Below are 26,985 nucleotides of genomic sequence, written 5' to 3'. Positions count from 1 at the left end.
AGAAAACGCATTTGCTACATATCTGTTTCGTTGTGTATAATCTCTATATAAGAGAATGAAAAGCTTAAACAATCACAGCTTTTGAAATTTTAGGTAATAACCCATGATGGATGACATCTATAGTGATAAAATACTTGAATGTGCTGCACATATAAGTAGAATTGGACGTCTTAAAGATCCGGATGCAACATCAAAAAGGTATGCACACCTTTGCGGTTCAACAGTCATTGTAGATCTAAAAGTAGAAAAGGGTATCATTATAGATTTTGCTCATGAAGTGCATGCATGTGTACTGGGGCAAGCTTCGGCTTCACTTTTAGCGTCTCATATTATAGGAGAAACGACACAAGATCTTAAAACGTTACGTGAGATTATCTACCATATGCTAACGAAAGACGGTCCCCCTCCTCAAGATCCTTTTAAAGCATTTTCTTGCCTGCAGCCTATTAAAGACTATAAAGTACGTCATACATCAACAATGCTTCCCTTTGATGCGATTGTAGATTGTATTAAACAGATTGAAGAAAAATAAATGCTCAAATTACAGCCTCAACAAAAAAAGAAACAAACTCGAAATTATATGGGCCCCTGGAAAAAAACACCTGGGCGATTACTTGGCATTTTTTTAATACGTTTTTATCAAATAACACTTTCCAGTTTTATAGGAAATCAGTGTCGCCACGCACCAACTTGTTCAGAATATACTTATGAAGCAATTGCACGCCATGGGTTGTGGGCTGGTGCATGGATGGGTTTTTTTCGTATCATACGATGCGGTCCATTTGGAACACATGGTTTTGATCCAGTCCCCACTTTTCTTGAAAACTCTTATTGTTTTTATAAACCTTGGTGTTATCGGAAAATTTCTAAAAAATACGATAAATAATTCTTTTCTTTTTTCATACGTATTGATAAAAAAATCAACTTATAGACCTTAATGGATAGTTACTGAATTTTTACGAAACCATCCGCAATCGTTAGCGGAATTGGATCAAAGGGGTGTTTTATGTCTTGCTCTGTTTCTCTTTCTTTTCCTGATGGTTCAAAACGTGATTACCCCACCGGAATGACTGGCTTGGAATTGGCAGGATCCATTTCTAAATCACTTGCAAAAAAAGCAGTCGCCTACAGTCTTAATGGAATCACTCGAGATCTATCAGATCCACTAGAACAATCCGGCCAAATAGAAATTATTACCCGAGAAGATCCTCGCGCTCTTGAACTCATACGTCATGATTGTGCGCATGTTCTAGCTGAAGCAGTACAGGAGCTCTTTCCTGAAACGCAAGTGACCATTGGCCCTGTTATTGAAAATGGTTTTTATTATGACTTTGCACGCCAACAACCTTTTACATTAGATGATCTTACCATCATTGAAAAGAAGATGCGCGAAATTATCCAACGCAATAAAGCTTTCAAAAAAGAGATTTGGTCTCGTAAAAAAGCAAAAGAAGTTTTTTCTGAAAAAGGCGAACTCTATAAAGTTGAGCTTATCGATAGCATTCCCGCAAATCAAGATTTAAAAATCTATTATCAAGGTGATTGGTTTGATCTTTGCCGCGGTCCACATATGCAGTCTACTGGACAAATTGGCAATGCTTTCAAACTAATGAAAGTTGCAGGTGCTTATTGGCGTGGTGATGCCAATAATCCAATGCTCACGAGAATTTATGGCACAGCGTTTGCGAATGAAAATGACTTAAAAGCCTATCTATACATGTTAGAAGAAGCTGAAAAACGTGATCACCGCCGTCTGGGGCGTGAAATGGACTTATTCCATTTTCAAGAAGAAGGACCAGGAATGATTTTTTGGCATAAAAAAGGCTGGAAAATGTTCCAAAATTTGATCAACTATATGCGTCGACGCCTTGATGATCATCAATACGCTGAGGTTAATGCACCGCAAGTTCTTGACAGATCACTTTGGGAAATATCTGGCCACTGGGGATGGTATAAGGAAAATATGTTCAAAGCAATTCCAGCAGCAGAGGATTGGGATAATGAAAATATTTACGCTCTTAAACCAATGAATTGCCCTGGTCATGTGCAAATTTTTAAACATGGTTTAAAATCTTACCGCGATTTGCCTATTAGGCTTGCTGAATTCGGTCTTGTTCATCGGTATGAACCTTCAGGCTCTCTACATGGTCTTATGCGTGTGCGGGGCTTTACACAAGATGATGCACATATTTTTTGTACTGATGAGCAATTAGCCGATGAATGTCTCAATATTAATGATTTAATCTTATCAACGTATGCTGATTTCGGTTTTAAAGAAATCAGTCTTAAGCTTTCAACACGCCCAGACAAACGAGTTGGATCTGACGCGTTATGGGATCATGCGGAAAATATTATGAAATCCGTTCTTAAAACGATTGAAACAAAATTTGCAGGACAAATTAAAACGAGTATCCTTCCAGGCGAAGGTGCATTTTATGGTCCCAAATTTGAATATACATTGAAGGATGCTATCGGCCGTGAATGGCAGTGTGGAACAACACAAATAGATTTTAATCTTCCTGAACGTTTTGGTGCATTCTATATTGATAAGGATTCTGAAAAGCGTCAACCCGTCATGATTCATCGTGCAATTTTTGGTTCAATGGAGCGTTTTCTTGGTATATTAATTGAAAATTTTTCTGGCCATATGCCGCTTTGGCTTGCGCCTGAACAAGTTGTGGTAGCAACAATTACATCCGAAGCAAATGATTATGCAAAAAAAATAACGGCAAGGCTTAAAGTTGCTGGGCTTTCCGCAATATCGGATTTTCGCAATGAAAAAATTAACTATAAAATACGTGAACATTCTTTACAAAAAGTTCCTATAATTTTGGTATGTGGTAAACGTGAAGCAGAGACAAATAACGTAAACATACGCCGTTTAGGAAGTACGGATCAAACCTTTTTGTCTGCAGAAGAAGCGATTAAGCAACTCACGGATGAAGCAACACCACCAGATTTGCGTCGTTTAATAAGCACTTAAAAGTGAGCAAAAAGATAAAAAGAACGATAAAGAAAAAAGAATCATCGCTATCGTGCTCTGTCAAGCACACGCTTACATTCAATGAGTTCAAACAGTATTTCTTGTAACAATGCTTTATCGGTTTTGTCTTTGTAAATATTAACAGAACCAACAGCTGTTTCTTCTTCATTTCTCATGAAATTCAAAAGTCCAAAAGAAGATCTTTTAGGTTTACTGTTGCCAGACTCAGAAGTTTGTCCTGCATGTTTTTTTTCTATTACGACATTCATAGCATCAAGATCGCCATTCCCAAATGCAGTAACAAAGGCAACACCATTCTCCTTTAAAAGGCGCTGCACACCTTTTATTGTATAGCCCTGATCGTATAACAGCTGCTTAATACCATTGAGTAAATCAACATCGGCTGGGCGATAATAACGCCTCCCTCCCCCACGTTTCATTGGTTTTATTTGCCGAAAACGTGTTTCCCAGAATCTCAAGACATGCTGCGGAAGCTCCAACAACTCGGCTACTTCGCTAATTGTGCGAAAAGCATCGGAGCTCTTATCCATTTTGCAACACCTTATCTAAAATACTACGAATGATTCTACAACGATTCATCAAGTTTTAATTTCTCAACAAGATTGGTCAAAAATAGGACCATGCTTGACTACATTTAAACTAAAATCTTCTACTTAAAACAAAATGCAGAATTTGATCTTATACAATTTTTTTTATAAATACCAAACATTCTAACAGTGTGTATTTATGTTGGATCATTTTTTTGTCTTGCGCGATGCGCATCTAAAATTCTTTGTTTAAGTATATTCGCAGCCTTAAATGTTACTACACGTCGCGGTGGAATAGGTGCTTCAACACCCGTTTTTGGATTCCGTCCAACGCGTTCATTTTTATTGCGAACTTGAAAAGATGCGAAGGAGGACAATTTAACTGCCTCACCTCTCACCAGTGAATTGCAAATTTCATCCAAAACCAATTCAACCAAAGCGGCTGATTCAGTGTGTGACAAGCCCACCCTTCTACAAACTACGCTCGCTAAATCTGCACGCGTTACTGTCTTACTTGTCATTATAATCACCTATTCAAATATTAAAAATTACAAAATGACTTATACGTTTTATTCAAATATGGTCAAGCGACTATAATCTACCAACGAACAAGAATTGCTCCCCATGTAAATCCACCTCCCATAGCTTCTAACATGATGAGATCTCCTTTTTTAATTCTTCCATCGTAGACAGCCGTGGTTAAAGCTAATGGCACCGACGCTGCAGATGTATTACCGTGCTGATCAACTGTGATCACAACCTTATTTATATCAATTCCCAATTTTTTAGCTGATGCTGCAATAATACGCTTATTAGCTTGATGAGGCACAAACCAATCTAATTGTGAAGAAACCATACCAGCAGCCGCAAAACAATCATCGACCACATCCGTTATCATACCAACTGCATATTTAAAAACTTCGCGTCCTTCCATACGTAAATAACCCGTTTTTTGTGTTGTTGAAGGACCACCATCAACATAGAGCTTATTCATATATGCACCATTAGAGCGTAATTTAGTAGACAATATGCCACGATCAATATTACCATCACCCTTACTTTCCTGTGCTTCCAAAATAGCAGCTCCCGCACCATCACCAAATAAAACACATGTTGTGCGATCTTTCCAATCTAAAATTCGAGAAAATGTATCAGACCCGATAACTAAAATTCTCTTGACAGCTCCGCAGCGTAAATAGGCATCTCCTGTTGTTAAAGCAAAAATAAAACCAGAGCAAACAGCTTGAATATCAAAAGCAAATCCATGACTCATTCCCAAAGCATGCTGAATTTCAACAGCAGAAGCAGGAAAAGTATGATTTGGGGTTGAGGTTGCTAAAATAATACAATCAATATCCTTTATTGTTAAACTAGCATTTATAAGTGCCGCTTGTGCCGCTTCAACTGCTAAAGAAACAGTTGTTTCATTTTCATTGGCAATATAACGTTGGCGTATTCCTGTACGCTGAACAATCCATGAATCTGACGTTTCAACAAATTTTGCAATCTCATCATTCGATAAGCTTTTTTCTGGTAAGGCACTTCCTACACCACGCATAACGGATCGAATCATTCGTCCCTAACCTTTTCTTCATATTTCTCAATTACACTATAAAAGCTTATCATCATCTCCTCCATTCACTGCAGCTTCATTTTCTTGATCAAAAAGTGTTGCTTTATTCTCATGAAACCGCCGTAAATCAGCAGTTATTTTTTTCAACAGCCCATTGCTAACCATTTCATAGCCAACGCGGATAGCAGAAGCAAAACCGTTAGCATTAGCGCTACCATGACTCTTTATGACAACACCATTCAAACCTAAAAGCACTCCACCATTCACTCTATCTGGATCCATTTTGTGTTTCAGTGTATGAAAAGCGCTTCGCGATAAAAAATACCCAAGAGATGTTAAAAAAGAACTCCGCAGTGCAGAATTTAAGATCTCCGCTATCTGCCGTGCAGTTCCCTCTGCAGTTTTTAAAGCAATATTACCAGAAAATCCTTCCGTTACAACAACATCCACTGTTCCCTTTCCAATGTCATTGCCTTCAACAAATCCCTTATACTCTAAACCTTCTAATTGGACTTCACGCAATATCATTCCGGCTTTTTTAATTTCATAAAGGCCCTTAACCTCTTCAACCCCCACATTTAAAAGTCCAACACTTGGTTTTTCAGTGTGATATAAAGTGCGAAACATACCTGCTCCCATAACCGCCAAATCAACCAACTGGTTAGCAGATGCACCAATTGTTGCCCCAATATCCAAAACGATACTCTCACTGCGAAGCGTTGGCCAAATACCCGCAATCCCAGGACGCTCGGCCTCTGCCATCATTTTTAAACAAAAATAAGACATTGTCATAAGTGCACCAGTATTGCCCGCAGAAATGCAAGCATCAGCTTTACCATTTTTTACTGCTTCAATCGCATACCACATTGATGATTTACCGCGTCCATTCCGAAGCGCTTGGCTTGGCTTTTCATCCATACGCGTATAACTTTCTGTGGGATAAAAATACGACACAGAATCCAAACAAGGATATTTTTTTAAAACCGGTTTAACAGCTTCCTCTATCCCATAAAACAGAAAATAAATATTTGGCAAATGTTTTTGTACGATTGCCGCTCCTGCAATAGTCGCTTCCGGACCATAGTCACCACCCATTACATCCACAGAAATTCTAATCACGCTTGCATATCCCATATCTTTTTATTTACGTTTTTAAATACACATTACGATTTTTTGCTATTGAACAACCACAGAATACCATCGTGCGAAAACAGCTCCGCAGAAAATACCGTTTTTATAATGGTATACAACAAATATTTTTTATTTTTTTACAGCCGCTTCCAACTTTTCAAAACAGAAAATGGCGATAATTTTTGTTGAGATTCTTCTAGGTTTTTAGTCATATACATTTTTACCCCCTCTTTGCGCGGATAATGGTTAATGGACAACTCAAAAAATTCTTCCATGATTGCACCGATATCGATTTTATTGCCATGAAATACCTCTGGCGTATCTAACCCTTCTATATCTAAAAACAATTCTCCTGTATTCTCTGATATTTTTGGCTTCATCAAATTTGAGTCTGCAGGGAGTAAGACAACCTCAATATTTTCGCGAAGAACATTTTCTAATGGCTCTAATGTGACAACACATAACTGTATTATACGTGCCCGCAATAGACCTTTTACACGTACCCCGCGTTTTTTCCACGGAAAAATATGAAATTTTCCCTCACAGGATTTTACTTCAACCAAATCATGATTCTTAGCTAGATGAGCACACTCTTGCTGATTTGCACAAATATGAACTTTTACACCTTTAGCAGGTAGGGAGCGTACTAATATTGGATAAGCCAACGCAAATGTTATCTGAGAAACATTTTGAACATTCATTGGCAACTCCCGAACACAAAAGAACGTAAGATACTGCATTTTTATTTAGTCAAAGTATATTTCGTTCATTTTTTTCTTTTCTAAAGAAATTCTATGTGGCATAATTCGTTATAACAGGGAAGCTCAATGTAAGCTACGGTAGATTAAACTAAAATGAGAAAAAACTTGAGGTTGCCTTCTGATCATACATCTAATAAAAAGGGAGATATTATTGTTTCAAATGCCCTACATAGTGGACTTAATCAAACGTGAGTTATTGAGTGGTCTGTCAATAGTAAGTATAATGGTGATTGCCGGTTGTAGTATTCTTGATTCTTCAGGCTCAAGTCAAACATATCAGGAAGGTTATGTTCTTGATAAAAGTGCTCTTGATTCTATCTCTGTTGGATCAAGTCAGGAGCAAGTTATTTTAAGTTTAGGGACTCCATCACTAAAAACAAATTATGATAATGAGGTCTTTTATTACATCTCACAAACACGCTATCGAGCAATGCAATTTATGAAAACAAAAATTGTTGATCGTAAAGTTTTGGCTATTTACTTTAATAAAAACAATCAAGTTGCTAAAATAGCTAACTATGGTTTACAGAATGGCCAGGTCTTCGATTTCATTACGCAAACAACACCAACTGCTACAAAAGAACAGCCTTTTTTGATTCAGATTATTAAAGGACCTGCAAATTTACCAACCCATAACTGAGAATTATAACAGTCCGTGTACGATTCTGATATTGTCCACCTGATTTGTGAGGTTTGATATTATCAGAATTGTAGCGGTACATTTAGAGACGAATTTTTTTTGCCATACTGTCAAGAACTGCATTGACAAGTTTTGGTTCGTCCCCTTCAAAAAAAGCGTTTGCTATATCTACATATTCATTCAAAATAACAGCAACAGGTACATCCTGGCGATTGATCAATTCCCATAAACCTGCACGCAAAATGGCACGCAGTATAGAATCAAGACGTGAAAGCGACCACTCTGTAGAAAGTTGTTGATGAAGCATAGGGTCAAGTTGTTTTTGATTCTTTACAACTCCAGTAATAATATCCAAAAACCATTGAAAATCTGCATCAAGATACTGATCTCCATCAATACTTTTTCCTAAACGGTAAGCTTCATATTCAGCTGCCGTTTCCATCACACCAGAACCGACTACATCCATTTGATAGAGCGCTTGTACTGCAGCGAGTCTCGCTGCTCCACGTTTATTGGCTGAACGCGGAGAATGCCTTCCTTTTATAACAGCCATATTTAATGATTATCTCCAAATCTCTTTTTTAGAGCGATCATACATAAAGCAGCTTCAGCAGCAAAACCACCTTTATTTTTTTCATCCTGTTTTGCACGCTCCCATGCTTGTTTTTTATCTTCAACAGTTAAAATACCATTTCCAATAGCCAAATTCTTATGAACAGTTAAATCCATCAATGCACGAGAAGAATCATTCGCAACAATCTCAAAATGATATGTTTCACCTCGAATAACACAGCCAAGTGCTACATAACCATCGTAAGATACCTTACTATTTTTTTCAGCAAAAGCTATTGCAGCTGGTATTTCTAATGCTCCCGGAACTGTCACAATATCATAGCTTGCTTCAGCTTTTTGCAAAGCATTCATTGCACCTATAAGAAGTGCATCAGAAATACCATCATAAAAACGCGCTTCAACAATCAATACGTGCGTTTTTTTACGTAGCTTTTTTATCATAACAGGATTCCATAAAAAATTGACTAAAGAATTTAAAGTTACAAATTACAAAATTTCAAAAACTATAATGAAAATTTCAACTTATTTATCGTTCACTTTAAAACCAGAAAACTTTACAGCATAACGAGCAAACTGATCAATTTCTAAGTTAACCTGATCGCCAATTTGAGCTTGTCCCCAAGTCGTCATTTCAAGTGTGTGACGGATAATAAGAACATCAAAAATATAATCTTCAATAGAATTAACAGTCAAAGATGTTCCATTAAGCGCAATAGACCCCTTATTTACAATAAATGGTGTAAACTGTGTTGGAACTTTTAGAAAAAAACGAACTGCATCTCCCTCATTTTTCTGATCAATGATCTCCGCTAAACCATCAACATGACCAAAAACAAAATGTCCTCCAAGTTCATCACCCAATTTGAGTGAACGTTCTAAATTAACATAAGTTCCTTTTTTCCATTGTGCAAGATTAGTCAAACGCAATGCTTCTTCCCACGCTTCCACAACAAACCAACTGGTATTTGCCTGTTTTAATCCTCGCTCAACGATTGTCAGACAAATTCCTGAACATGCAATTGACGCACCAATTTCTAAACTCTCCACAGCATAGCGCGTAGAAATATTTAAACATAGCCCTTGCTTTAAAGATTGAACATCTTCAACACATCCAATATCCGTTATAATTCCGGTGAACATAACGTCTTACGCCTCCATTTATAAAAACGGTCAGTTCCAAATATTCTTGACTCAACTTCATGAAATTGCGAGAGATAACTCCCAAAATGAGGAGCTTCAATACGGTTTTTTCCTAGAATAACGGGCGCATAAAAGCATATTAAATGATCCACACAACCAGCATTTAGAAACTTTTCTCCTGTCTTTACGCCTCCCTCAAGTAAAACACTATTGATTCCACGCTGATAAAGCAGCTGTAAAATAGCAAGGGGTTGCATATACCCATCGTTTATCTCCACCGAATACACAGATACACCATACCGCTCTAGTGCATTTTTCTTGTTTTCCTTTGAAAGATTTGCATCACAAATAACCCATGTAGGAATTTTTGTTGCTGTCTGAACAACTTTTGCGTCAAGGGGAATGCGTAAATCTGTATCTAGAATAACACGTGTTGGAGAACGCATCTCCATCCCTGGCAAACGACAACTCAATTGTGGATCATCTGCTAGTATAGTACCAATACCAACGAGAATAGCATTATTTTGAGCACGTAGAATATGGGTATGGGTATGAGAAATTATTCCACTGATTTTTATTCCACCCTGCCCTTTTTTTCCTACACCATTGTCAGCAGAAATCGCCATTTTTAAAGTAACTGCACAACGTTGTAATTTTCTTATACACAAATGCGTACACAATGTTTCAAAAGCTTCTTTAGCTAGAACCCCCTCAACAACTTCAATACCAGCTGCACGTAAAAGAGCAATACCACGACCATCAACGCGCTTATCTAAATCAGTAAGGGCAATAACAACCCGCGAAATACCTGAATCAATAAGTGCGTTCACACACGGTGAAGTTTTGCCATGATGTGAACAAGGCTCCAAAGTCACATAAGCAGTGGCACCACGAGCTAAACTACCAGCCATATGTAAGGCTTGGGCTTCAGCATGAGGTCGTCCATGGATGGCTGTTACACCATGACCAACAATGTATGCTCCTACACTGTCATCGTTTTGCACAATTAACGCACCAACTGAAGGATTTTCACCTGTAAGACCGACATGACGCTCTGCTAAACGGATAGCTGCAGCCATAAACCGTTCATCTTGCAATTTTTTATTCATCAAAACGAGATTCTGTATCCGTTACATCTTTTGACAATTCGTCTATAACATCGTGAAAATCGCTTGCACTGCGAAAATCTCGATAGACAGAAGCAAAGCGAATATAAGCAATATCATCAATACTTTTCAATGCTTCCATCACAAGATGTCCAATTTTTTCCGAAGAAATCTCTGGTTCTCCTAAACTTTCTAGTTGACGCACAATGCCAGAAATAGCCCGTTCAATATAGTCTGGATCAATATTACGTTTACGCACAGCTATATCAACTGACCGCATTAATTTATCACGATCAAAGATTTCACATCGACCACTTTTTTTAGAGACTAAGAGTTCACGCAACTGAACACGCTCAAAAGTTGTAAAACGACCACCACAAACGGAACATACACGCCGACGACGAATGACCGACCCCTCCTCCGCAGGACGTGAATCTTTAACCTGTGTATCCTCATATTGACAGTAAGGACAACGCATCTTTTTTGTGCCCTTAACAAGTACTAAGATAAGGATAAAGAGGAAATCTATTCGTTATCTCTTCCACCTTTTTCTTAACAGCCATTTCAACGGCATTATTGTCCTCATCGCTTTTTGCTATCCGAAGCCCCTCAAGAACTTCTGAAATCAGTTCACCAACTTGAATAAACTCTTTTTCTGCGAAACCACGTGTTGTCGCGGCAGGTGAACCCAAACGTATTCCTGATGTGATAGATGGTGTTTCAGGATCAAAGGGAATACCATTTTTATTACAGGTAATATGTGCCCGTCCCAAAGCCAATTCGGCACGTTTTCCTGTCACGTTTTTGGAACGCAAATCAACTAACAATAAATGATTATCTGTACCACCAGAAACAATATTAAAACCATTACTTTGTAATGTTTTTGCTAAAGTTTTGGCATTAGCAACAACATGCGCACTGTAACTTTTGAAAGAAGGTTGCAAAGCCTCCGCAAATGCAACAGCCTTAGCCGCAATCACGTGCATTAAAGGACCACCCTGCAGACCAGGGAAAATTGCTGAATTAATCTTTTTGGCTAAAACTTCATCATTTGTTAATATTAAGCCACCTCGAGGGCCGCGCAAAGATTTATGCGTTGTCGTTGCTACAATATGTGCGTATGGAACAGGCGAAGAATGAACACCACCAGCAACAAGACCCGCAATATGAGACATATCAACGAGGAAATAAGCACCGATTTCATCCGCAATTTCACGGAATCGTTTCCAATCCCATAGACGAGGATAAGCGGAACCACCTGCTATAATAAGCTTTGGCTTACGTTCTTTTGCAAGACGTTCGACTTCTTCCATATCAAGAATCTGATCTTCTTTACGCACACCATAGGAAACAACATTAAACCATTTTCCTGACATATTAACGGATGAACCATGTGTGAGATGACCACCAGCATTTAAATCCAATCCCATAAATGTATCACCAGGCTTGAGTAAAGCTAAAAAGACAGCTTGATTCATTTGGCTACCGGAATTAGGCTGGACGTTTGCAAAAGCAGCACCAAAAAGCCGTTTTGCGCGTTCAATTGCTAAATCTTCAACGACATCAACAAATTGACATCCCCCATAATAGCGCTTTCTTGGATAACCTTCTGCATATTTATTGGTTAAAACAGATCCTTGTGCTTCAAGAACCGCTCTTGAAACAATATTTTCTGAAGCAATTAGCTCAATTTCATTTTGCTGACGACCAAACTCTCCCCTAATTGCCTCAAAGATTGCATTATCAACGCTCTGTAAACTATCATCAAAAAAGCGCTTTTGTGTGTCATTTGCTTGCTGAGTCATAAAACGATGTTCCTAATGTTAAAAAATAAATCATCAAACGATAGCACAGCAGATCATGCAAACCAAATATTTTAAACCACTCTCATTTAAAAATAATGCTGCGAATATCTACCCTATTCCTTTGTGATATAAACAAAAAACCTTTTTCTCACAAAAAGAGTCAAAATAGTTATTAAGCTCCTCTTCAAGCATTTTTACCTATAGCATTCTTTACAAGCAAAATGCTCTATAATCTTAAGAAATTCAATAATTTAAGTTGGTAACAATTAAAATAACTTATAATGTGATAAGCTGAACATAGTAGAAAAAATGAATTTAAGGCAAAGAAAATGGCAACAAAAGTTTTCATTGATGGTGAACATGGAACAACCGGATTACAAATACAAAAACGACTAGGCAAACGTTTAGATTTTAAATTACTTTCTCTTCCTCATATAGATCGATATAATATTGATATTCGAAGAGATTATCTTAATCAAACCGATATTGCTATTTTATGTCTTCCAGATGACGCTGCACGCGAAACAGTTAACTGGCTTAAACATAATAAAAAAATTAGAATTATTGATAGTTCAACAGTTCACCGTGTTGCACCAAACTGGGTCTATGGTTTTCCTGAAATGACTGCAGGACAAAAAAAACGTATCCAAGCGGCACACTACGTAACAAATCCCGGATGTTACCCTACTGGTGCAATTAGCTTAATTAGACCACTCCGTGAAGCAGGTCTGCTAGATGCTTATTATCCAATATCAATTAATGCAATATCTGGATATACGGGTGGTGGTAAACAATTAATTGCACAAATGGAAAACCAATCTCGACAAAATGATGTTTTGGAGAATTATTTTATCTATGGTCTCAATCTTGAACATAAACATGTACCAGAAATTAAAATCTATGGACAAATCAAGCAAACACCCATTTTTGTACCAAGTGTTGGTCGTTTTCCTCAAGGAATGATTGTAAATATTCCACTCCATCGCCATTTGTTTACGAAATCAGCTAATTGTTCTGATCTACGTGGAATTCTTGAGAACCATTACGATGGACAAAACATCATATCAGTTGCATCACAGGAAGAAACGGATTCTCTCACTAAACTCAATCCAGAATGCTTAGCACATAAAGATGGAATGAAACTCTTCGTATTTGGTAATGAACGCGAAGGAATTTTTAATCTCTGTGCCTTATTCGACAATTTGGGGAAAGGTGCATCCGCAGCTGTTGTTCAAAATCTCGACTTAATGCTTTCAGGAAGCTAAACTTCTCTGAATATAAATTTTTTAAACAGCATGATATGCCCCTTTTGTTGCGCGCCAATGTGCAACCGAAAAACATAATGTCACTAACGCAACACTCTGATGAATAAGCCCCAAACTTATAGGGACCTCATGCAACAACGTGAGAATACCCAAGAGTGCTTGAACGGTTATCATAATACATATGAAAAATGCACGACGAGAATGGGTTGAGTGTGGAACATTCTTTCGTAGATATAAAGCATGCACAATCGCTGTAAAAAACAAAAAATAAGCAAAAAACCGGTGGATAAATTGAACAGTCAAGGGATTTTCGAATACATTGAGCCAAACAGGATTACGCTGCAACAATCCATCAGGAATAATCTGACCATCCATAAGTGGCCACGTATTATAAACTTTCCCGGCATGGAGTCCTGCAACTAAAGCACCCAAATAAATCTCAATCAAAATGAGCACAACAAGCCAACCTGCAAAGTATTGAATTCTTTGATTTGCTGGTTTTTCTGAATATTCTATGAGACCTCGAGATAAATAAGTAACAAAAATAATCACAAAACATGCTGTTATAAGGTGGAATGCCAAACGATATTGGCTGACGCTTGTTAAATTACTTTGACCAATACCTGAAGCAACCATCCACCAACCAATCGCTCCTTGAAGAGCGATAAGAACTGGTACAATACTAAGCTGAAGCAAAATATTTTTTTCAATACGTTTGGTCGCCCAAAACCAAATGAGACCCAATAAAGCCACAAGACCAACAAGGCGACCTAGAACGCGATGCGCCCATTCCCACCAGAAAATAACCTTAAATGCACTTAACGGCATATCGCTATTAAGCAGTTTATATTGTGCTATCTGTTGATATTTTAAAAATTCTTCCTGCCATTGCTCTAAACTAATTGGCGGAATGACACCATGAATTGGCTTCCATTCAGTTATCGATAACCCTGATCCCGTCAAGCGGGTAGCTCCCCCCACTAAAACAATGGCTAAACAAAGCAATAAAATAGAATTGAGCCACATACGGATTTGTTTTCGATTTTTTTTCTGCAATGGCGTCAATGGCGTCAAAACGCTATCATTCAATTTGTTCACTGTCATCTCTGATTGCCCCACGTCTCTCTCCAACCACAATACATTCCAAAATTTAAATATTATAAATCTTAGCTGTTTTAATATCTACTACAACTTCATTAGAAAACAAGCATGCCACTATAATATACAATAAGCATTCTATAATATTTATGATGTAACTACGCGATAAACAGTTTTTGGAAACCGACTTACCATTCGCATCATCCAATCTTGTTCGTTAAAAGCAATACTACAAATATAATAGTCTGTTAGACTTGCAAATTGTTCAAATCCATATTTTGGTTCACTTGCCATTTCTAAAATGATAAAATTATAATCCTTTTTAAACTCTTGTAATATATAGGGGATATCATTTGAAAAATCTTGTGCACCAACAGCACTTGTTAAACCTTGGGGCAGGATATCAATTCCCGTGTCATAATCACGATAAATAACATCCTGCAATTGGGCATTCCCCATTAAAATATCGCTTAACCCTCGATGTGGACCAATAACTTTTTCTATTTGTTGTCCAGAAATATCCACTAACAGAATTGTTTTATACTCTTTTATGAGATGTAAAGAGAGTTTTGCAGCCGTGCGCGCGGCCTCTGGCCCAATTATTGAAACAACTACTGAAGTTTGACATCTCAAAAAATCGGATAATCCTTCTATTGTAATAAAAGACTCAAGACTTTTTATTCCCTGAGATTCTAATGTATTCTCATCATTGTTAAAATTATCTTTTCTTTGTTTGTCTTCTCTAGCAAAGCATTGACGAAACAACAACACTCCTCCCAAAAAAACAACTAAGCTTACAAATATACTAATAATAATATTTTTTCCATAATGAGCCATAAAAGAAATTGGTTCTAACTTTTTTGGTAGAACCACATGAATTTTTGTATTTTGCAAGAGGGAAGAATCCTTATTCATTTCTTTATTTTGTGTATCCACCACTGCTCTTATTTTATTTTCGAGCTCATTAAACATTTGATTCAAAGATTGAGATTGATCTTTTACAAAAAAACTAATTCTTTTTTTGAGCTGTTTTTCAAGTTCTGTTGCAAAAACCTCATCTGAATGGACTTGATGAACGATCTGCAAAATTTTATTTTCTAATTGATGAGAAATTGTCTCTAATTCTGCAGTCATTGCCTTAATTTGAGGATGTGTCCAACCTAATTGGGCAACCATGTGCGCTCTTTGCATCTCTAAGAGATTACGCTTAAATTCTAATGCAGAAATCATTGAATTATTTGCAATAAATGATAAAGATAATAGTGATTGCCCCTTTTCACGCATCATGTTAATCGTTGAATTTAAGCTCGTTAAATGAAGACGCTTTAAAGTTGCTTCCGTTAGTTGCATAGAAAAATCATTAAGCTCCGTTTCTTTGATATTGTGGTAAAGAAAAGAATCGATAGATGAACGAAATCCCTGCACTATATTGAGCAATTCAGTCTTATCATATTGCTGATCAGTTTGCTGCTTTGTTGACAATAATTTTTGTTTTATGATTGGTTTTGAAAATGCCGAAAACCAGGTTTCCAATCCGTGTTGAGCGGCTTCAAGTGTTTCTGCTTCGAAAATAAGATCAATGAAATTACCATTGCGAGATAAACGGATATTCTCACGAAAATCTTTTATCTGAGAGGAATCTAAAGAAAAACCTTGTAAGTCTGAATCTTTTAAAAGCGTAGACTGCGACAGGAGAAAAGCAATAACATTATTTTGTTTATCAATTGGCAAAGGTTCTCCTACAGAATCAGATAACGAAAATGTTAAGGTTGCCCGATAAACCTGCGGTTGAATAAAATAGTAAAACAAAATCAAAAATGCACAGAGCACTGCCAATAGCAAAACGATAAAAACGTTTTGCAATACTTTGCGTATCGACAATTTTTTATTGCACTTAAGAATCATATTTATTTCAACCGGCAGAATACTTTATATTTTTTATTTAAGAGAAAGTGGTAACTATCATCTTAACTTGAAATCATATTCTTTTGAGATAAGAAAAACATAAAATTTAGGAAATAATGTTCAGAAATATCTCAGAAAAACTTTAACGCATGTTTTGTTTTATATGATCTAGTCGTTTTTTTGCTTCACAGGTAAGTACTGCTCTAATGGTAACAGAACCATCATCATGTCCTTCCTGTATTATTTCACCGGAATTTTCATAAAACCAATCAATAAGCGACATTTCATGAGGTCTTAAAAGACATTCAACATTTTGCATTTCTCCTAAAATTCGCTTTTCAATCGTTTTTAATAATTGATCTAACCCATCATTCATAAGTGCCGATACCATGACAGCAGGATTTAATCGTGTTTTTGCGCTTGTTTGCAAAAAATTTAATGCCTGCTCATCCAATAAATCAATTTTGTTCCAAACTTCTATGATATGCTCTGTATCATCAGTATCAATACCAAGACTTGAAAGCACTTCTAAAACATCTTGGGCATGTGCACGATGGTCAAAATCTGACATATCTCTCACATGAAGAATAAGATCAGCTTCAACCACCTCTTCAAGAGTCGCTCTAAAAGCTGCAATTAAATGCGTTGGTAAGTTAGAGATAAAACCTACAGTATCAGATAAAAGAATAGTTTTTCTATGGGGAAGAGTAACTTTGCGCAAAGTTGGATCAAGAGTTGCAAATAACATATCTTTTGCTAACACATCTGCACCACTCAAACGATTAAAAAGAGTTGACTTTCCCGTATTGGTATACCCTACTAAAGCAACAACAGGATAGGACGCTTTTTTTCTTTTAGCTCTATGAAGAGCACGTGTTTTAATAACTGTTTTCAATTCGTGACGGATACGAATAATTTTCTCTTGCAGAAGACGCCTGTCTGCCTCAATCTGAGTTTCACCAGGCCCTCCTAAAAAACCACGACCACCACGTTGCCTTTCTAAGTGTGTCCAACTACGCACAAGTCTGCTCTTTTGGTAAGTTAGATGTGCCAATTCGACTTGTAAAACTCCTTCTTTTGTTCGCGCGCGGTCTCCAAAAATCTCAAGAATCAAAGCGGTTCTATCGATAACTTTGCAATTCCATAATTTTTCTAAATTACGCTGTTGCACTGGCGTTAAAAAATAATCCACAATTGCAAGTTCGATACAAAATTCGCTTATATAATGTGCGAGTGCATCTACCTTGCCTTGTCCAAATAAAGTAGCAGGACGAGGAGTGGTAATATTAATCGTTTCATAATGGACAACTTCCAATCTTATTGCATGTGCTAACCCCAATGCTTCTTTAACTCGAGAAGATACTAAACATCTTCTTGAGACATTTTCACTTTCATTTTCTTGAAAAATCGGCACTAAAACAAGTGCACGTACCTGCTTTACAACCTGTGAAGAAAGTCGCACAAACCTCTTATTTTTATTTATCATGGTGGTTTAAACACTTTATAAACAGAAGATAAGAGCTCTAGAACAGAGTTGTCTATTCAGAATTTTCGCCTTCAAACATCTGCACAGGTTGTCCTGGCATAATTGTAGAAATAGCATGCTTATAGACCAACTGCGCATGTCCATCACGACGCAAAAGAACACAAAAATTATCAAATGAGGTTACGATACCCGTTAGTTTAACACCATTTACAAGGAAAATTGTAAGAGAAATTTTTTGCTTGCGCACCGTGTTGAGAAACACATCTTGCAGGTGTTGTGATCGTTCTGCCATTATTCTTACACCTTCATCTCGAATTGCATAAAATACCCGTACATGAATATCGACTGAAAAATATCCAATTGTCAACGTAGGAGCTCTAAAAATCAGCAAAAGATGATTTTATATCAAAAAAAAGGAAGCTTTAAGGCACTAAGTACTACAAGCCGTGAAAATTTGCTATCGAATACGAAAATTTCTCCACGTTCACTTTTTATGCATTACAGTTCAAAAATGGATCTTTTATCTTGTCCCCAAAGCACTGCATATGCTCCATTGCACATTTTGCGTATTTTAAGGGAATACATGGTTACCTAGAATAATAAATAAACACTATAATAACATGATTCGTTAATTTATCACTGAAAAAAGAAATGATAGGTCCCATAATACGAACACACCCACACATCATAATCCTTTTGAATACTGTACATAATTCTCATTAAAGTGTGCTTACCCACAATATACAGACCTTTAATTCTACCATAAAAAAGTTGTGAACAGTATTTTTATTTTTATTGCAATTAAATAAGATATTGTTTTTATTGTACTTTATGCAATTTTTAAACAGGTTAAAAGAACTGTGTTAACTTTATCCTGATAAGTTTTTAAAATTTTTCTCTGAGCATATTTCTTTCTAAATGATTAATGGCTAGTATACCAGAATATCTGGAGGAGGATGTATCCCTTTTCCATCTGTAAGAGTACGAGGCGAGTATGGCACGCAGAACTGAATTGCAAACATTTGAAATTGAAGTCGAAGAAGCTATGACAAAAGCTATGAATTTTGATTTTGATAAGACCACGATTGAAACGATATCATCCCATAATTCTGAAAATGTTGTTAATGTAGAAGATTTGATTCAAAAGATTGCAATGGCAGAAGAAGAAATTTGTGCTGAAAATGGTGCTTCAACTCTTATCTCAGATATCCATGACAATGCGGTGATTGACGAGTCCGTTGTTGAACAACTTTTCACTCCAAAATCTGAATCTGAACTTTCAGGTGGAACTGTTCATGATAGATTGTTGTCTACACAACCTCTTCCTGCTAATGACGATATAACAGTTCCTTTAAATTTTGAATTATTAAAGCAGCGTTCCACCTCTCGAATCTATTGGTGTACAACGGCGCTCAGTGCTTTATGGGCGATGGGGGGGGCTTTTATTGCTCATAAACTTGCTCCTGCTGGGCTCAATTCTTTATCGAATATCACCACTTTTGCAACGTCTTCAACAGGACTAACTGTAGTGGCCGGAACAGTGATTCCTATTCTTATATCTTGGGGATTTGCTCAGTTAACAAAACGTTCGAATGAATTGCATAACATTGCTCTTCTTATGACAAATGCCGCACAGCGTCTCAATAAACCACAATATGTATCTGAAAAACAAGCTATCGCTATAGGAAAGACTATTCGTGAAGAAGTATCGGCAATGAACGAGGGAATCGAGCGTACCCTTGGACGCGCTGTTGAACTCGAAGCAATCATACAAGGAGAAGTCCATAATCTGGAACAATCCTATGCTGAAAATGAATCGCGCATTCATACATTAATTAAAGAATTGAGTAATGAACGCATAGCCATTCTGAATCACGCTGAGCGCGTACAATCAACAATTAAAGGAACACAAGAACAACTAAGTGATGAATTTGGCTTGGTTACCTCCAAAGTTGTAACCAATGTTGAAAAGCTTGTACAGACTCTTTCCCAAACCTTACAGAAACAAGGAGAAGATCTTGTTGAAAAACTTTCCTATGTAGGTGATGGTGTAACGAACCAACTGATTGAAAAATTTAATGAAACCACAACACAAATTCAGCAACAAAATACGGAGTTTTTCCACAATTTAGGAAAAAATTTTGATGATTTCTCAAAACGTTTTAATAATAATGAAAAACAAATAGAAAAAACTTTTAATGAAACAGCTACTAAAGCTGAAATGCATATTGCTAAAATTGCAACGCATATACAAACAGCAACAGACCAGACTCTCTATAATGTTGATAAAAAGTTTAAAGCATTAGATGAATCCATTATTGACCGCAATAATCAATTTTTACAGAGTTTTGATGAAAAAGTTGCAAAACTCGATGAAAAGGCATACACACTCTCTTCCAAATTTGATAACGTAACTTCAGAAGCAATTGAGGCTTTTGAAAACCGTTTAGCAAGTGTTGACCTTTCTCTTAAAGAACACAGCAATTCCATCATCGAATCCTTTATTGCTCGCAGTCAGACTTTAGAAGATAATGCTGAAAAGCTTGGTAGTTTCTTAGAATCTCGTGTTTTGCAAATTAATACAGATCTTCAAGAAAGAACGGCTGATATTAGCAAAGTGTTTATAAATGGGCATGAAACTATTCTTTCTGCAATCGACAAAAGTAAAGAAAAATTAAGAGAAGAAGTTCAACATGTCGATAATGCTATTATTGATATCATACAAGAACGTTCGCAAGATTTTAAATTACAACTTTCTGATCAAAGAACTCTTATGGCAGACATGCTCGATAACGAAAAGGATAAAATTGCTGATACATTAAAAAACCAAATTGCTGCCCTGGTACAAAATACTTCAAATCTTGAAAAGATTTTGATTGATAATCTTCAAACCGTTGACGAGTGTACAGAAAATCATATTGCTAATATAGCTCAATGCACAGAAAAACTACAAGAAGTCATTACACACAGCTGTAATACAACAAAAGATGCTTTAGAAGCACAAGCTAGAAATATTGATATACGTGCCGATGCTCTACGTGATTCTTTAGCGATCAATAGTTTTTCTCTTAACGAAATTCTTGCAGATCAAACACGTACACTTGAACAACGGATGGAGACGATTCATAATCTCATCGCCAAAAGTGATATACATGTTGATGCGGCATTAAAGCAGCAAATAGGCCTTGTTGAAGATGCAATTGCTACCAATAGTAAAAACATTACGGAAACTGTTCAAAGCCATATTAGAGACCTAGAGGGGCACGCTGAGATTCTAAGAAATACCCTCTCTCAATCCAATGGGACATTCTTTGCAGCCCTTGAGACACGTATGGGATCGTTTGACGAGAATCTAGAAAATCGTGCGCGCCAAATTTTTGAGCGCGCCACCATGCTAGAAGGAGCATTTTCGGAAAAACTTGGCCAGGTATGTGAAACTATAGAGACGCAAACGTCTATTCTTGAAAAACGCTCTGATTCATTACAAACATCTATCATTCTTAATAATGAACAAAACCAAGCAATTCAACAAGCTTTGGAAACAAGTGTTGAGAATATACGAACTACGTTAGAAAATTCTGTTAACACCGTCACAGGTAACTTACGTGATAAGGTTGTAGAAGCCTCTGATATTCTTTCTTCTACGAGTGAACAAATTCTTTCATCTGTAACGAATGTTGCTACAAAAGCAGAAAATGTTCTCGCGGAGTCTGGCAATCGCATTGTATCAAATGTTAAACAAACAGTTTTTGATACCAGTGAAAAAGTTTTATCTGTTTTATCTGAACAAACAGCGCATACTCTTGAAGCTTTCACAACAGCTAGTCAAAATGCACAAGCATTGTTGAATGAAACGATTCACACTTCAACAACAGAAATTGAACAAGTCCTCAATGAACGCTGCAATGTTCTTTATCATTCCATACAGAATCTGAAAAGTAATCTAGGGTATCAACTTTCTGATGTAAGTAATCGTTTGGAAGAAGCGAAAAACCAAACAGCTACGCAAATTTCAGAACATGTTGGAAAAATTACAGAGCTGACAAACCACCTAAATCAAGCTGCACAAAGTACAACGGAATCAATTGGCTATTTAACACAGCATATCGGTGAACAACTCTCTCTCTCAACACAAGATGCTGAACAAAGAATCTATGCGTACAACGAATCTTTAATAAATAGCTTGGCACAAACCAGCTCTGAAACACTTCAAACAGTAACTACTATGAAGGACGATCTTGTTAATAATGTTTCATCTATCATTGCACAATTGAATCAATCGATTGGTAGCTTCCACGAAAATAGTAATGTTTTATTATCAGCAGTTCAAAATATTGATGGTCAATTTGGTGAGACTGCGAACAGTTTTTTCCACCACACAAACCAAGTAGCAGAGCATTTATCAGCTTCAAATCAAGTACTTAATAACAATATTGAGGTTCTGCAAGGACTCTCACAAAATACATTTGAACAGATTAATCATATAACAAGTAGTTTTGGTGAACATGCTAAAACACTTTTTGAAGCTATTCACGTTCTCGAACAATCCGAAAGTTCACTCAGTGCAACCCTTGAAGAAAAACATAACATGCTCTCTTCATTAAGTAATGCTCTTGTTTCAAAATCTCATGAAATCAATCAAATGATTGAACATTATGAAAATGTTCTAAACTTAGCATTGGAACGCACTGACGAAAATGCACGTAATTCTACATATTCACTCCAGCAATCAATTAATCAACTTATTAGTGAAGCTTCAACGCGTTTTTCAGGAGCTGCAAAAGATATACGTCGCTCAGCTGAAGAAGTCCGTTTCGAACTTTCAAAAATTAACAATGATATTCATGAAAATGTTCAAAAACTTCCAGAAAAGACAAAAGAAACAACACAAACAATTCGTACTGCTCTGAATGAACAAATTACAGCATTAAAGGACTTGGTAAGCATTATACAAAAAAATAATCAAATGGGTGCAAATGGGCAGTTAATATCGCCAACTCCTACATCATCAACGCTCAAAGGAAGTGGTAGTATTTCCCCCGAAGTCATTAAGAAAATAGTACCACCTAAGCCGATTTTGCAACAAGACCAAAGTAAAAAACGGCAAAATAAATGGGTATCGAATCTCCTGGAAAGAGCTTCACGTGAAGAAAATTGGTATGATGAGATACCTGATGAAGCTGTTTTTGCATCCGTACAAACAAAACCACATTCTGCAAATGAATCTCTTAATTCATTGGCAGCGGGTATAGTACAAGCTATTAACCACAATGCTATTGTTGGGCTATGGGATCATTATCGGCGTGGGCAAAAAAATATTGTGACAGAACGCCTTTATACTTTGAACGGGAAAACAATATTTGAAATGATTAAGAAAAAATATATGAGCGATATTGGTTTTAAACGCTCGGTTAATCAATATATTATAGATTTCGAAAAACTGTTACGTGATATATCCCGTAGTTCTAATTCTTCCAATGCAGTTCGGAAATATCTGATATCTGATACCGGAAAAGTCTATACTATGCTTGCTCATGCGAGTGGTCGCATCCAATAGACACAAATAGAAGTGGAAAAGATGTTTTTCCACTTTTCCCTATCATTGTGTAACATTCTAAGTGCGAGTTTAGTGTTATGTATAAAGGGTATAATGATTAAGCATGGAATTTTCTGTGATATTTTAGCAAAACCGCTATCTTTTGAATGCGTAGGATAAGCGTAAGACTTCCTACTTTCCTAACCTCTTCATTCCTTTACTTCTCTTATTATGATACACTCGCCTTATACTCATTTATAGAAATGTAAATAAAGCATATGTTGATAAAAATCAGGCTTAATAAATAAACGAGCTCCCTTCTTTCCTTTCCTACCAGCATTGCAAAAAAAATTACTGCTTGGTAATGTAACCACTAGTAATATTTTACTTGTTTTTTAAACTGACGGGCTTCTGTGGATTTTATTAAGGGGAGAAGATTAATTGCGCTAATACCACTGAAGTTGCTGATGAGCGCGAATATAAAGAAATATCAGACTGACTAAAGATCCAGGAAATTTTTTCCATGCTCACCTATTTTTATATTTAAATGAAGTGAGGATCTATCAGTGGAAACAATCTTATCGTAAATGGAACATCGCATATAAACATACACCAACCTGGATATCGTAAAAATGTCTACAGAACGAAATAGTGATTTCAGTTTACAAAAAGCTGAACTTGACAGTGCCGCACTTTTTTATCATCAGAATCCAAAGCCTGGAAAATTGGAAATACAAGCGACAACACCTCTTGATAATCAGCGTGATTTAGCTCTTGCTTACTCTCCAGGTGTTGCAGCGCCGTGTCTTGCAATTCATAAAGATCCCAATCTTGCTGCTCAATATACTTCTCGTTCTAACTTAGTCGCCGTCATATCAAACGGAACTGCTGTCCTTGGATTGGGAAATATTGGTCCTCTCGCCTCAAAACCAGTAATGGAAGGAAAAGCTGTTTTATTTAAAAAATTTGCCAATATTGATGTTTTTGATATTGAAATTGATGCTCCTAATATTGAAAAAATGGTAGAAGCTGTATCTGCCTTAGAGCCTACATTTGGTGGGATTAACCTTGAAGATATAAAAGCTCCAGAATGTTTCGAAATTGAAGAAAAGCTTCGCTCTCGAATGAATATTCCAGTTTTCCATGATGACCAACATGGAACGGCCATTATTGTCTCTGCAGCTGTATTAAATGCATTAAATCTTTCAGGAAAAAAAATTGAAAATGCAAAAATAGTTTCTTCGGGCGCGGGTGCTGCAGCTCTAGCTTGTATTAATCTTTTGGTGCGTCTTGGAGCAAAAGTTGAAAATATTTGGCTTAGCGATTTAGAGGGGGTTGTTTATAAAGGTCGCAAAAAACTTATGGATCGTTGGAAAATCAACTATGCACAAAAAACTGATGTACGAACTTTATCCGAGATTATTGATAATGCGGATATTTTTCTGGGTGTTTCAGCGGGTGGTGTTTTAAAAGCTGAATATCTAAGAAAAATGGCTCCAAATCCATTAATTTTAGCGCTTGCGAATCCCATACCAGAAATTATGCCAGAAGAAGCGCGTTCCGTACGACCAGATGCAATGATCTGTACAGGACGCTCTGACTATCCCAATCAAGTGAATAATGTTCTTTGTTTTCCTTATATCTTTCGTGGTGCATTAGATGTAGGTGCTACTGCAATCAATGAAGAAATGAAAATGGCTGCAGTTCATGCAATTGCTGCTCTTGCTCGTGAAGAGACTTCAGATATTGCAGCACGTGCGTATTCACAGAAACCACCTAGTTTTGGTCCGAACTATCTTATACCCTCCCCTTTCGATCCGCGCCTAATACTCCGCATTGCTCCTGCTGTTGCTAAAGCAGCCATGGAAACTGGTGTTGCGATTCGGCCAATCGAAAATATAGAAGCCTATCATGATATCCTTAATCGATTTATATTTCGTTCTGGATTAACAATGAAGCCTGTTTTTGCGGCAGCAAAAACAGCGAAACGTAAACGCGTCATTTATGCCAATGGTGAAGATGAACGAGTACTTCGAGCAGCACAAATTGTGCTTGAAGAGCAAACTGCAACTCCTCTTCTTATTGGCCGCCCACATGTCGTAGAGGCAAGATTAAAGCGCTTTGGTCTAAGAATTCGCCCCGGTATAGATTTTGAACTTATCAATCCAGAAAATGATCCACGTTTTCATGATTATGTTAATTTATTTCTTCATTATACAGGAAGACGTGGTGTTTCGCCAGAAGTCGCAAAAACAATCGTTAGAACATCAACAACAGCGATTGCAGCCCTCGCGGTAATGCGTGAAGAAGCCGATGCAATGATTTGTGGTTTAGAAGGGCGTTTTGAACGTCATCTTGAATTGATTGAACAAGTTATTGGGCTTGACTCAAACGTTCGTCATTTTTCTTCCGTGAGTTTACTTATTGCTCCACATCGCACTCTTTTTTTAACAGATACTTACGTCAATGAAGATCCTTCTGCAGAAGAAATAGCAGAAATGACAATATTGGCAGCGCAAGAAATTGAAGCATTTGGTATAACACCCAAAGCGGCATTATTATCACACTCAAATTTCGGTTCAAAAAATACAGAAAGTGCACGTAAAATGCGTCATGCCACTGAAATTCTTGCAAGATTATACCCAAATTTAGAAGCCGATGGAGAAATGCACGGTGATGCTGCGCTTTCTACAATTTTTCGTGATCGTGTTTTTCCAGATTCACGCCTCAAAGGTGAAGCTAATTTGCTTGTCTTTCCAACCCTCGATGCAGCGAATATAACACTGAATCTCGTGAAAAGTCTAACAAATGCGCTCCATGTAGGCCCTATTTTAATTGGAGCTTCACGTCCTGCACATATTTTGACACCTTCGGTAACTTCACGAGGAGTTGTTAATATGACAGCTCTTGCAGTTCTCGCTGCGAATAGAAAAAATTTTAGAACAAAGTAAGTAAAAATAAGTAAACGCACAATAAAATTTTAGAGTTTTTCAAATCTTTAAGTATAGTATTCATACATTGTGAACGGGTTTTTTCTATAGAAAAGGCAGTAATATTTTAGATCAAGTCTTTTTTTTGAAGGGAAAAAAGGCTAGAAGAATAGTAATAAGTATATTTTTTATTAACTCTATAATAAGGAAACGAACATTGCCCTCTACGTTTGATAAAGTTGCTGATATTATCGCAGAAATCAGTGAGATTGATCGCAGCATAATCACACCTGAAAGCCATACAATTGATGATTTGGGAATCGATAGCCTTGATTTTCTAGATATTGTTTTTGCTATTGATAAAGCTTTTGGAATCAAGGTACCCCTAGAAAAATGGACGCAGGAAGTCAACGAAGGTGCAGTTACAACAGAAGAATACTTTGTTCTTAAAAACCTTTGTGCAAAAATTGATGAACTTGTGGCCTTAAAACAGGCGGAGTAACTT

23 protein-coding genes are annotated in these 26,985 nt (G+C 36.9%); 8 read left to right on the top strand and 15 right to left on the bottom strand.

The genetic code is table 11. From position 1 onward, the window contains the following. Positions 1 to 103 precede the first annotated feature (103 nt). The 3 genes from J7R07_RS04825 (at position 104) to thrS (ending at position 2,983) form a co-directional block, all read left to right on the top strand. On the top strand, positions 104 to 532 hold the full coding sequence (locus J7R07_RS04825) for an iron-sulfur cluster assembly scaffold protein (RefSeq protein ID WP_208435779.1): 429 nt from the start codon (positions 104 to 106) through the stop codon (positions 530 to 532). Further along, on the top strand, positions 533 to 886 hold the full coding sequence (yidD, locus tag J7R07_RS04820; protein ID WP_208435778.1) for a membrane protein insertion efficiency factor YidD: 354 nt from the start codon (positions 533 to 535) through the stop codon (positions 884 to 886). A gap of 120 nt (positions 887 to 1,006) precedes the next feature. Continuing rightward, on the top strand, positions 1,007 to 2,983 hold the full coding sequence (gene thrS, locus J7R07_RS04815; protein WP_208435777.1) for a threonine--tRNA ligase: 1,977 nt from the start codon (positions 1,007 to 1,009) through the stop codon (positions 2,981 to 2,983). Between the two features lie 47 nt (positions 2,984 to 3,030). Here thrS and J7R07_RS04810 read toward each other — a convergent pair whose 3' ends face one another. From J7R07_RS04810 to J7R07_RS04790, 5 genes are all read right to left on the bottom strand, one after another. After that, on the bottom strand, positions 3,031 to 3,534 hold the full coding sequence (locus tag J7R07_RS04810) for a MerR family transcriptional regulator (protein WP_208435776.1): 504 nt from the start codon (positions 3,532 to 3,534) through the stop codon (positions 3,031 to 3,033). A 194-nt stretch (positions 3,535 to 3,728) separates the two neighbouring features. Next, the gene (locus tag J7R07_RS04805; RefSeq protein WP_208435775.1) at positions 3,729 to 4,052 is read right to left on the bottom strand and encodes an integration host factor subunit alpha; all 324 of its coding nucleotides are present in this window, start codon (positions 4,050 to 4,052) and stop codon (positions 3,729 to 3,731) included. Positions 4,053 to 4,129: 77 nt separating this feature from the next. Further along, on the bottom strand, positions 4,130 to 5,104 hold the full coding sequence (locus tag J7R07_RS04800; RefSeq protein ID WP_208435774.1) for a beta-ketoacyl-ACP synthase III: 975 nt from the start codon (positions 5,102 to 5,104) through the stop codon (positions 4,130 to 4,132). A gap of 36 nt (positions 5,105 to 5,140) precedes the next feature. Beyond that, complete coding sequence (gene plsX / locus J7R07_RS04795) at positions 5,141 to 6,223, bottom strand: phosphate acyltransferase PlsX (RefSeq protein WP_208435773.1); 1,083 nt, start codon at positions 6,221 to 6,223, stop codon at positions 5,141 to 5,143. A gap of 149 nt (positions 6,224 to 6,372) precedes the next feature. Beyond that, entirely contained in the window at positions 6,373 to 6,936 is a 564-nt protein-coding gene (locus J7R07_RS04790) for a YceD family protein (RefSeq protein WP_208435772.1), read from the bottom strand. Positions 6,937 to 7,156: 220 nt separating this feature from the next. On the opposite strand from J7R07_RS04790, the gene J7R07_RS04785 reads away from it, so the two are divergent. Next, a complete protein-coding gene (locus J7R07_RS04785; protein WP_208435879.1) occupies positions 7,157 to 7,636 on the top strand; it encodes an outer membrane protein assembly factor BamE in 480 nt (159 codons plus the stop codon). Positions 7,637 to 7,718: 82 nt separating this feature from the next. On the opposite strand, the gene nusB is transcribed toward J7R07_RS04785, so the two are convergent. The 6 genes from nusB to glyA all read right to left on the bottom strand — a co-directional run bounded on the left by nusB (position 7,719) and on the right by glyA (position 12,260). Further along, positions 7,719 to 8,189 carry a transcription antitermination factor NusB gene (gene nusB / locus J7R07_RS04780; protein ID WP_208435771.1) on the bottom strand — a complete coding sequence of 157 codons (471 nt, stop codon included), beginning with the start codon at positions 8,187 to 8,189 and terminating at the stop codon, positions 7,719 to 7,721. A 2-nt stretch (positions 8,190 to 8,191) separates the two neighbouring features. Then, positions 8,192 to 8,650: a 6,7-dimethyl-8-ribityllumazine synthase gene (locus J7R07_RS04775; protein WP_208435770.1), complete on the bottom strand. Its 459-nt coding sequence runs from the start codon at positions 8,648 to 8,650 to the stop codon at positions 8,192 to 8,194. Positions 8,651 to 8,731: 81 nt separating this feature from the next. Next, a complete protein-coding gene (locus J7R07_RS04770) occupies positions 8,732 to 9,349 on the bottom strand; it encodes a riboflavin synthase (protein WP_208435769.1) in 618 nt (205 codons plus the stop codon). Next, a complete protein-coding gene (ribD, locus tag J7R07_RS04765; protein ID WP_208435768.1) occupies positions 9,331 to 10,458 on the bottom strand; it encodes a bifunctional diaminohydroxyphosphoribosylaminopyrimidine deaminase/5-amino-6-(5-phosphoribosylamino)uracil reductase RibD in 1,128 nt (375 codons plus the stop codon). The genes J7R07_RS04770 and ribD overlap by 19 nt, the downstream gene beginning before the upstream one ends. Continuing rightward, a complete protein-coding gene (gene nrdR / locus J7R07_RS04760; protein ID WP_208435767.1) occupies positions 10,451 to 10,933 on the bottom strand; it encodes a transcriptional regulator NrdR in 483 nt (160 codons plus the stop codon). The genes ribD and nrdR overlap by 8 nt, the downstream gene beginning before the upstream one ends. A 13-nt stretch (positions 10,934 to 10,946) precedes the next feature. Further along, complete coding sequence (gene glyA / locus J7R07_RS04755; protein ID WP_208435766.1) at positions 10,947 to 12,260, bottom strand: serine hydroxymethyltransferase; 1,314 nt, start codon at positions 12,258 to 12,260, stop codon at positions 10,947 to 10,949. A gap of 329 nt (positions 12,261 to 12,589) precedes the next feature. Between glyA and argC the strand changes: the two genes are divergently transcribed. Beyond that, the gene (argC, locus tag J7R07_RS04750) at positions 12,590 to 13,525 is read left to right on the top strand and encodes an N-acetyl-gamma-glutamyl-phosphate reductase (protein ID WP_208435765.1); all 936 of its coding nucleotides are present in this window, start codon (positions 12,590 to 12,592) and stop codon (positions 13,523 to 13,525) included. Between the two features lie 21 nt (positions 13,526 to 13,546). Here the strand turns inward: argC and J7R07_RS04745 are convergent, their stop codons facing one another. The 4 genes from J7R07_RS04745 to hfq form a co-directional block, all read right to left on the bottom strand. Next, positions 13,547 to 14,629, bottom strand: a complete 1,083-nt coding sequence (locus J7R07_RS04745) for a COX15/CtaA family protein (protein WP_425489183.1) — start codon at positions 14,627 to 14,629, stop codon at positions 13,547 to 13,549. 141 nt (positions 14,630 to 14,770) lie between these two features. Then, positions 14,771 to 16,528: a hypothetical protein gene (locus J7R07_RS04740; protein WP_208435763.1), complete on the bottom strand. Its 1,758-nt coding sequence runs from the start codon at positions 16,526 to 16,528 to the stop codon at positions 14,771 to 14,773. Positions 16,529 to 16,670: 142 nt separating this feature from the next. Beyond that, positions 16,671 to 18,014, bottom strand: a complete 1,344-nt coding sequence (gene hflX, locus J7R07_RS04735; RefSeq protein WP_208435762.1) for a GTPase HflX — start codon at positions 18,012 to 18,014, stop codon at positions 16,671 to 16,673. Positions 18,015 to 18,066: 52 nt separating this feature from the next. Continuing rightward, positions 18,067 to 18,306: an RNA chaperone Hfq gene (gene hfq / locus J7R07_RS04730; protein ID WP_006589562.1), complete on the bottom strand. Its 240-nt coding sequence runs from the start codon at positions 18,304 to 18,306 to the stop codon at positions 18,067 to 18,069. Positions 18,307 to 19,008: 702 nt separating this feature from the next. Between hfq and J7R07_RS04725 the strand changes: the two genes are divergently transcribed. The 3 genes from J7R07_RS04725 (at position 19,009) to J7R07_RS04715 (ending at position 26,982) form a co-directional block, all read left to right on the top strand. After that, a complete protein-coding gene (locus J7R07_RS04725; RefSeq protein WP_208435761.1) occupies positions 19,009 to 23,571 on the top strand; it encodes a hypothetical protein in 4,563 nt (1,520 codons plus the stop codon). 611 nt (positions 23,572 to 24,182) lie between these two features. Next, positions 24,183 to 26,501: an NADP-dependent malic enzyme gene (locus tag J7R07_RS04720; RefSeq protein ID WP_208435760.1), complete on the top strand. Its 2,319-nt coding sequence runs from the start codon at positions 24,183 to 24,185 to the stop codon at positions 26,499 to 26,501. 196 nt (positions 26,502 to 26,697) lie between these two features. Beyond that, a complete protein-coding gene (locus tag J7R07_RS04715; protein WP_208435759.1) occupies positions 26,698 to 26,982 on the top strand; it encodes an acyl carrier protein in 285 nt (94 codons plus the stop codon). Positions 26,983 to 26,985: the final 3 nt, after the last annotated feature.

The organism is Bartonella phoceensis (genome assembly GCF_902825145.1).
GTDB classification, from domain to species: Bacteria; Pseudomonadota; Alphaproteobacteria; order Rhizobiales; family Rhizobiaceae; genus Bartonella; species Bartonella phoceensis.
Note: the sequence above shows the minus strand (reverse complement) of the source record. Positions and strands in the feature narration are given on the sequence as shown.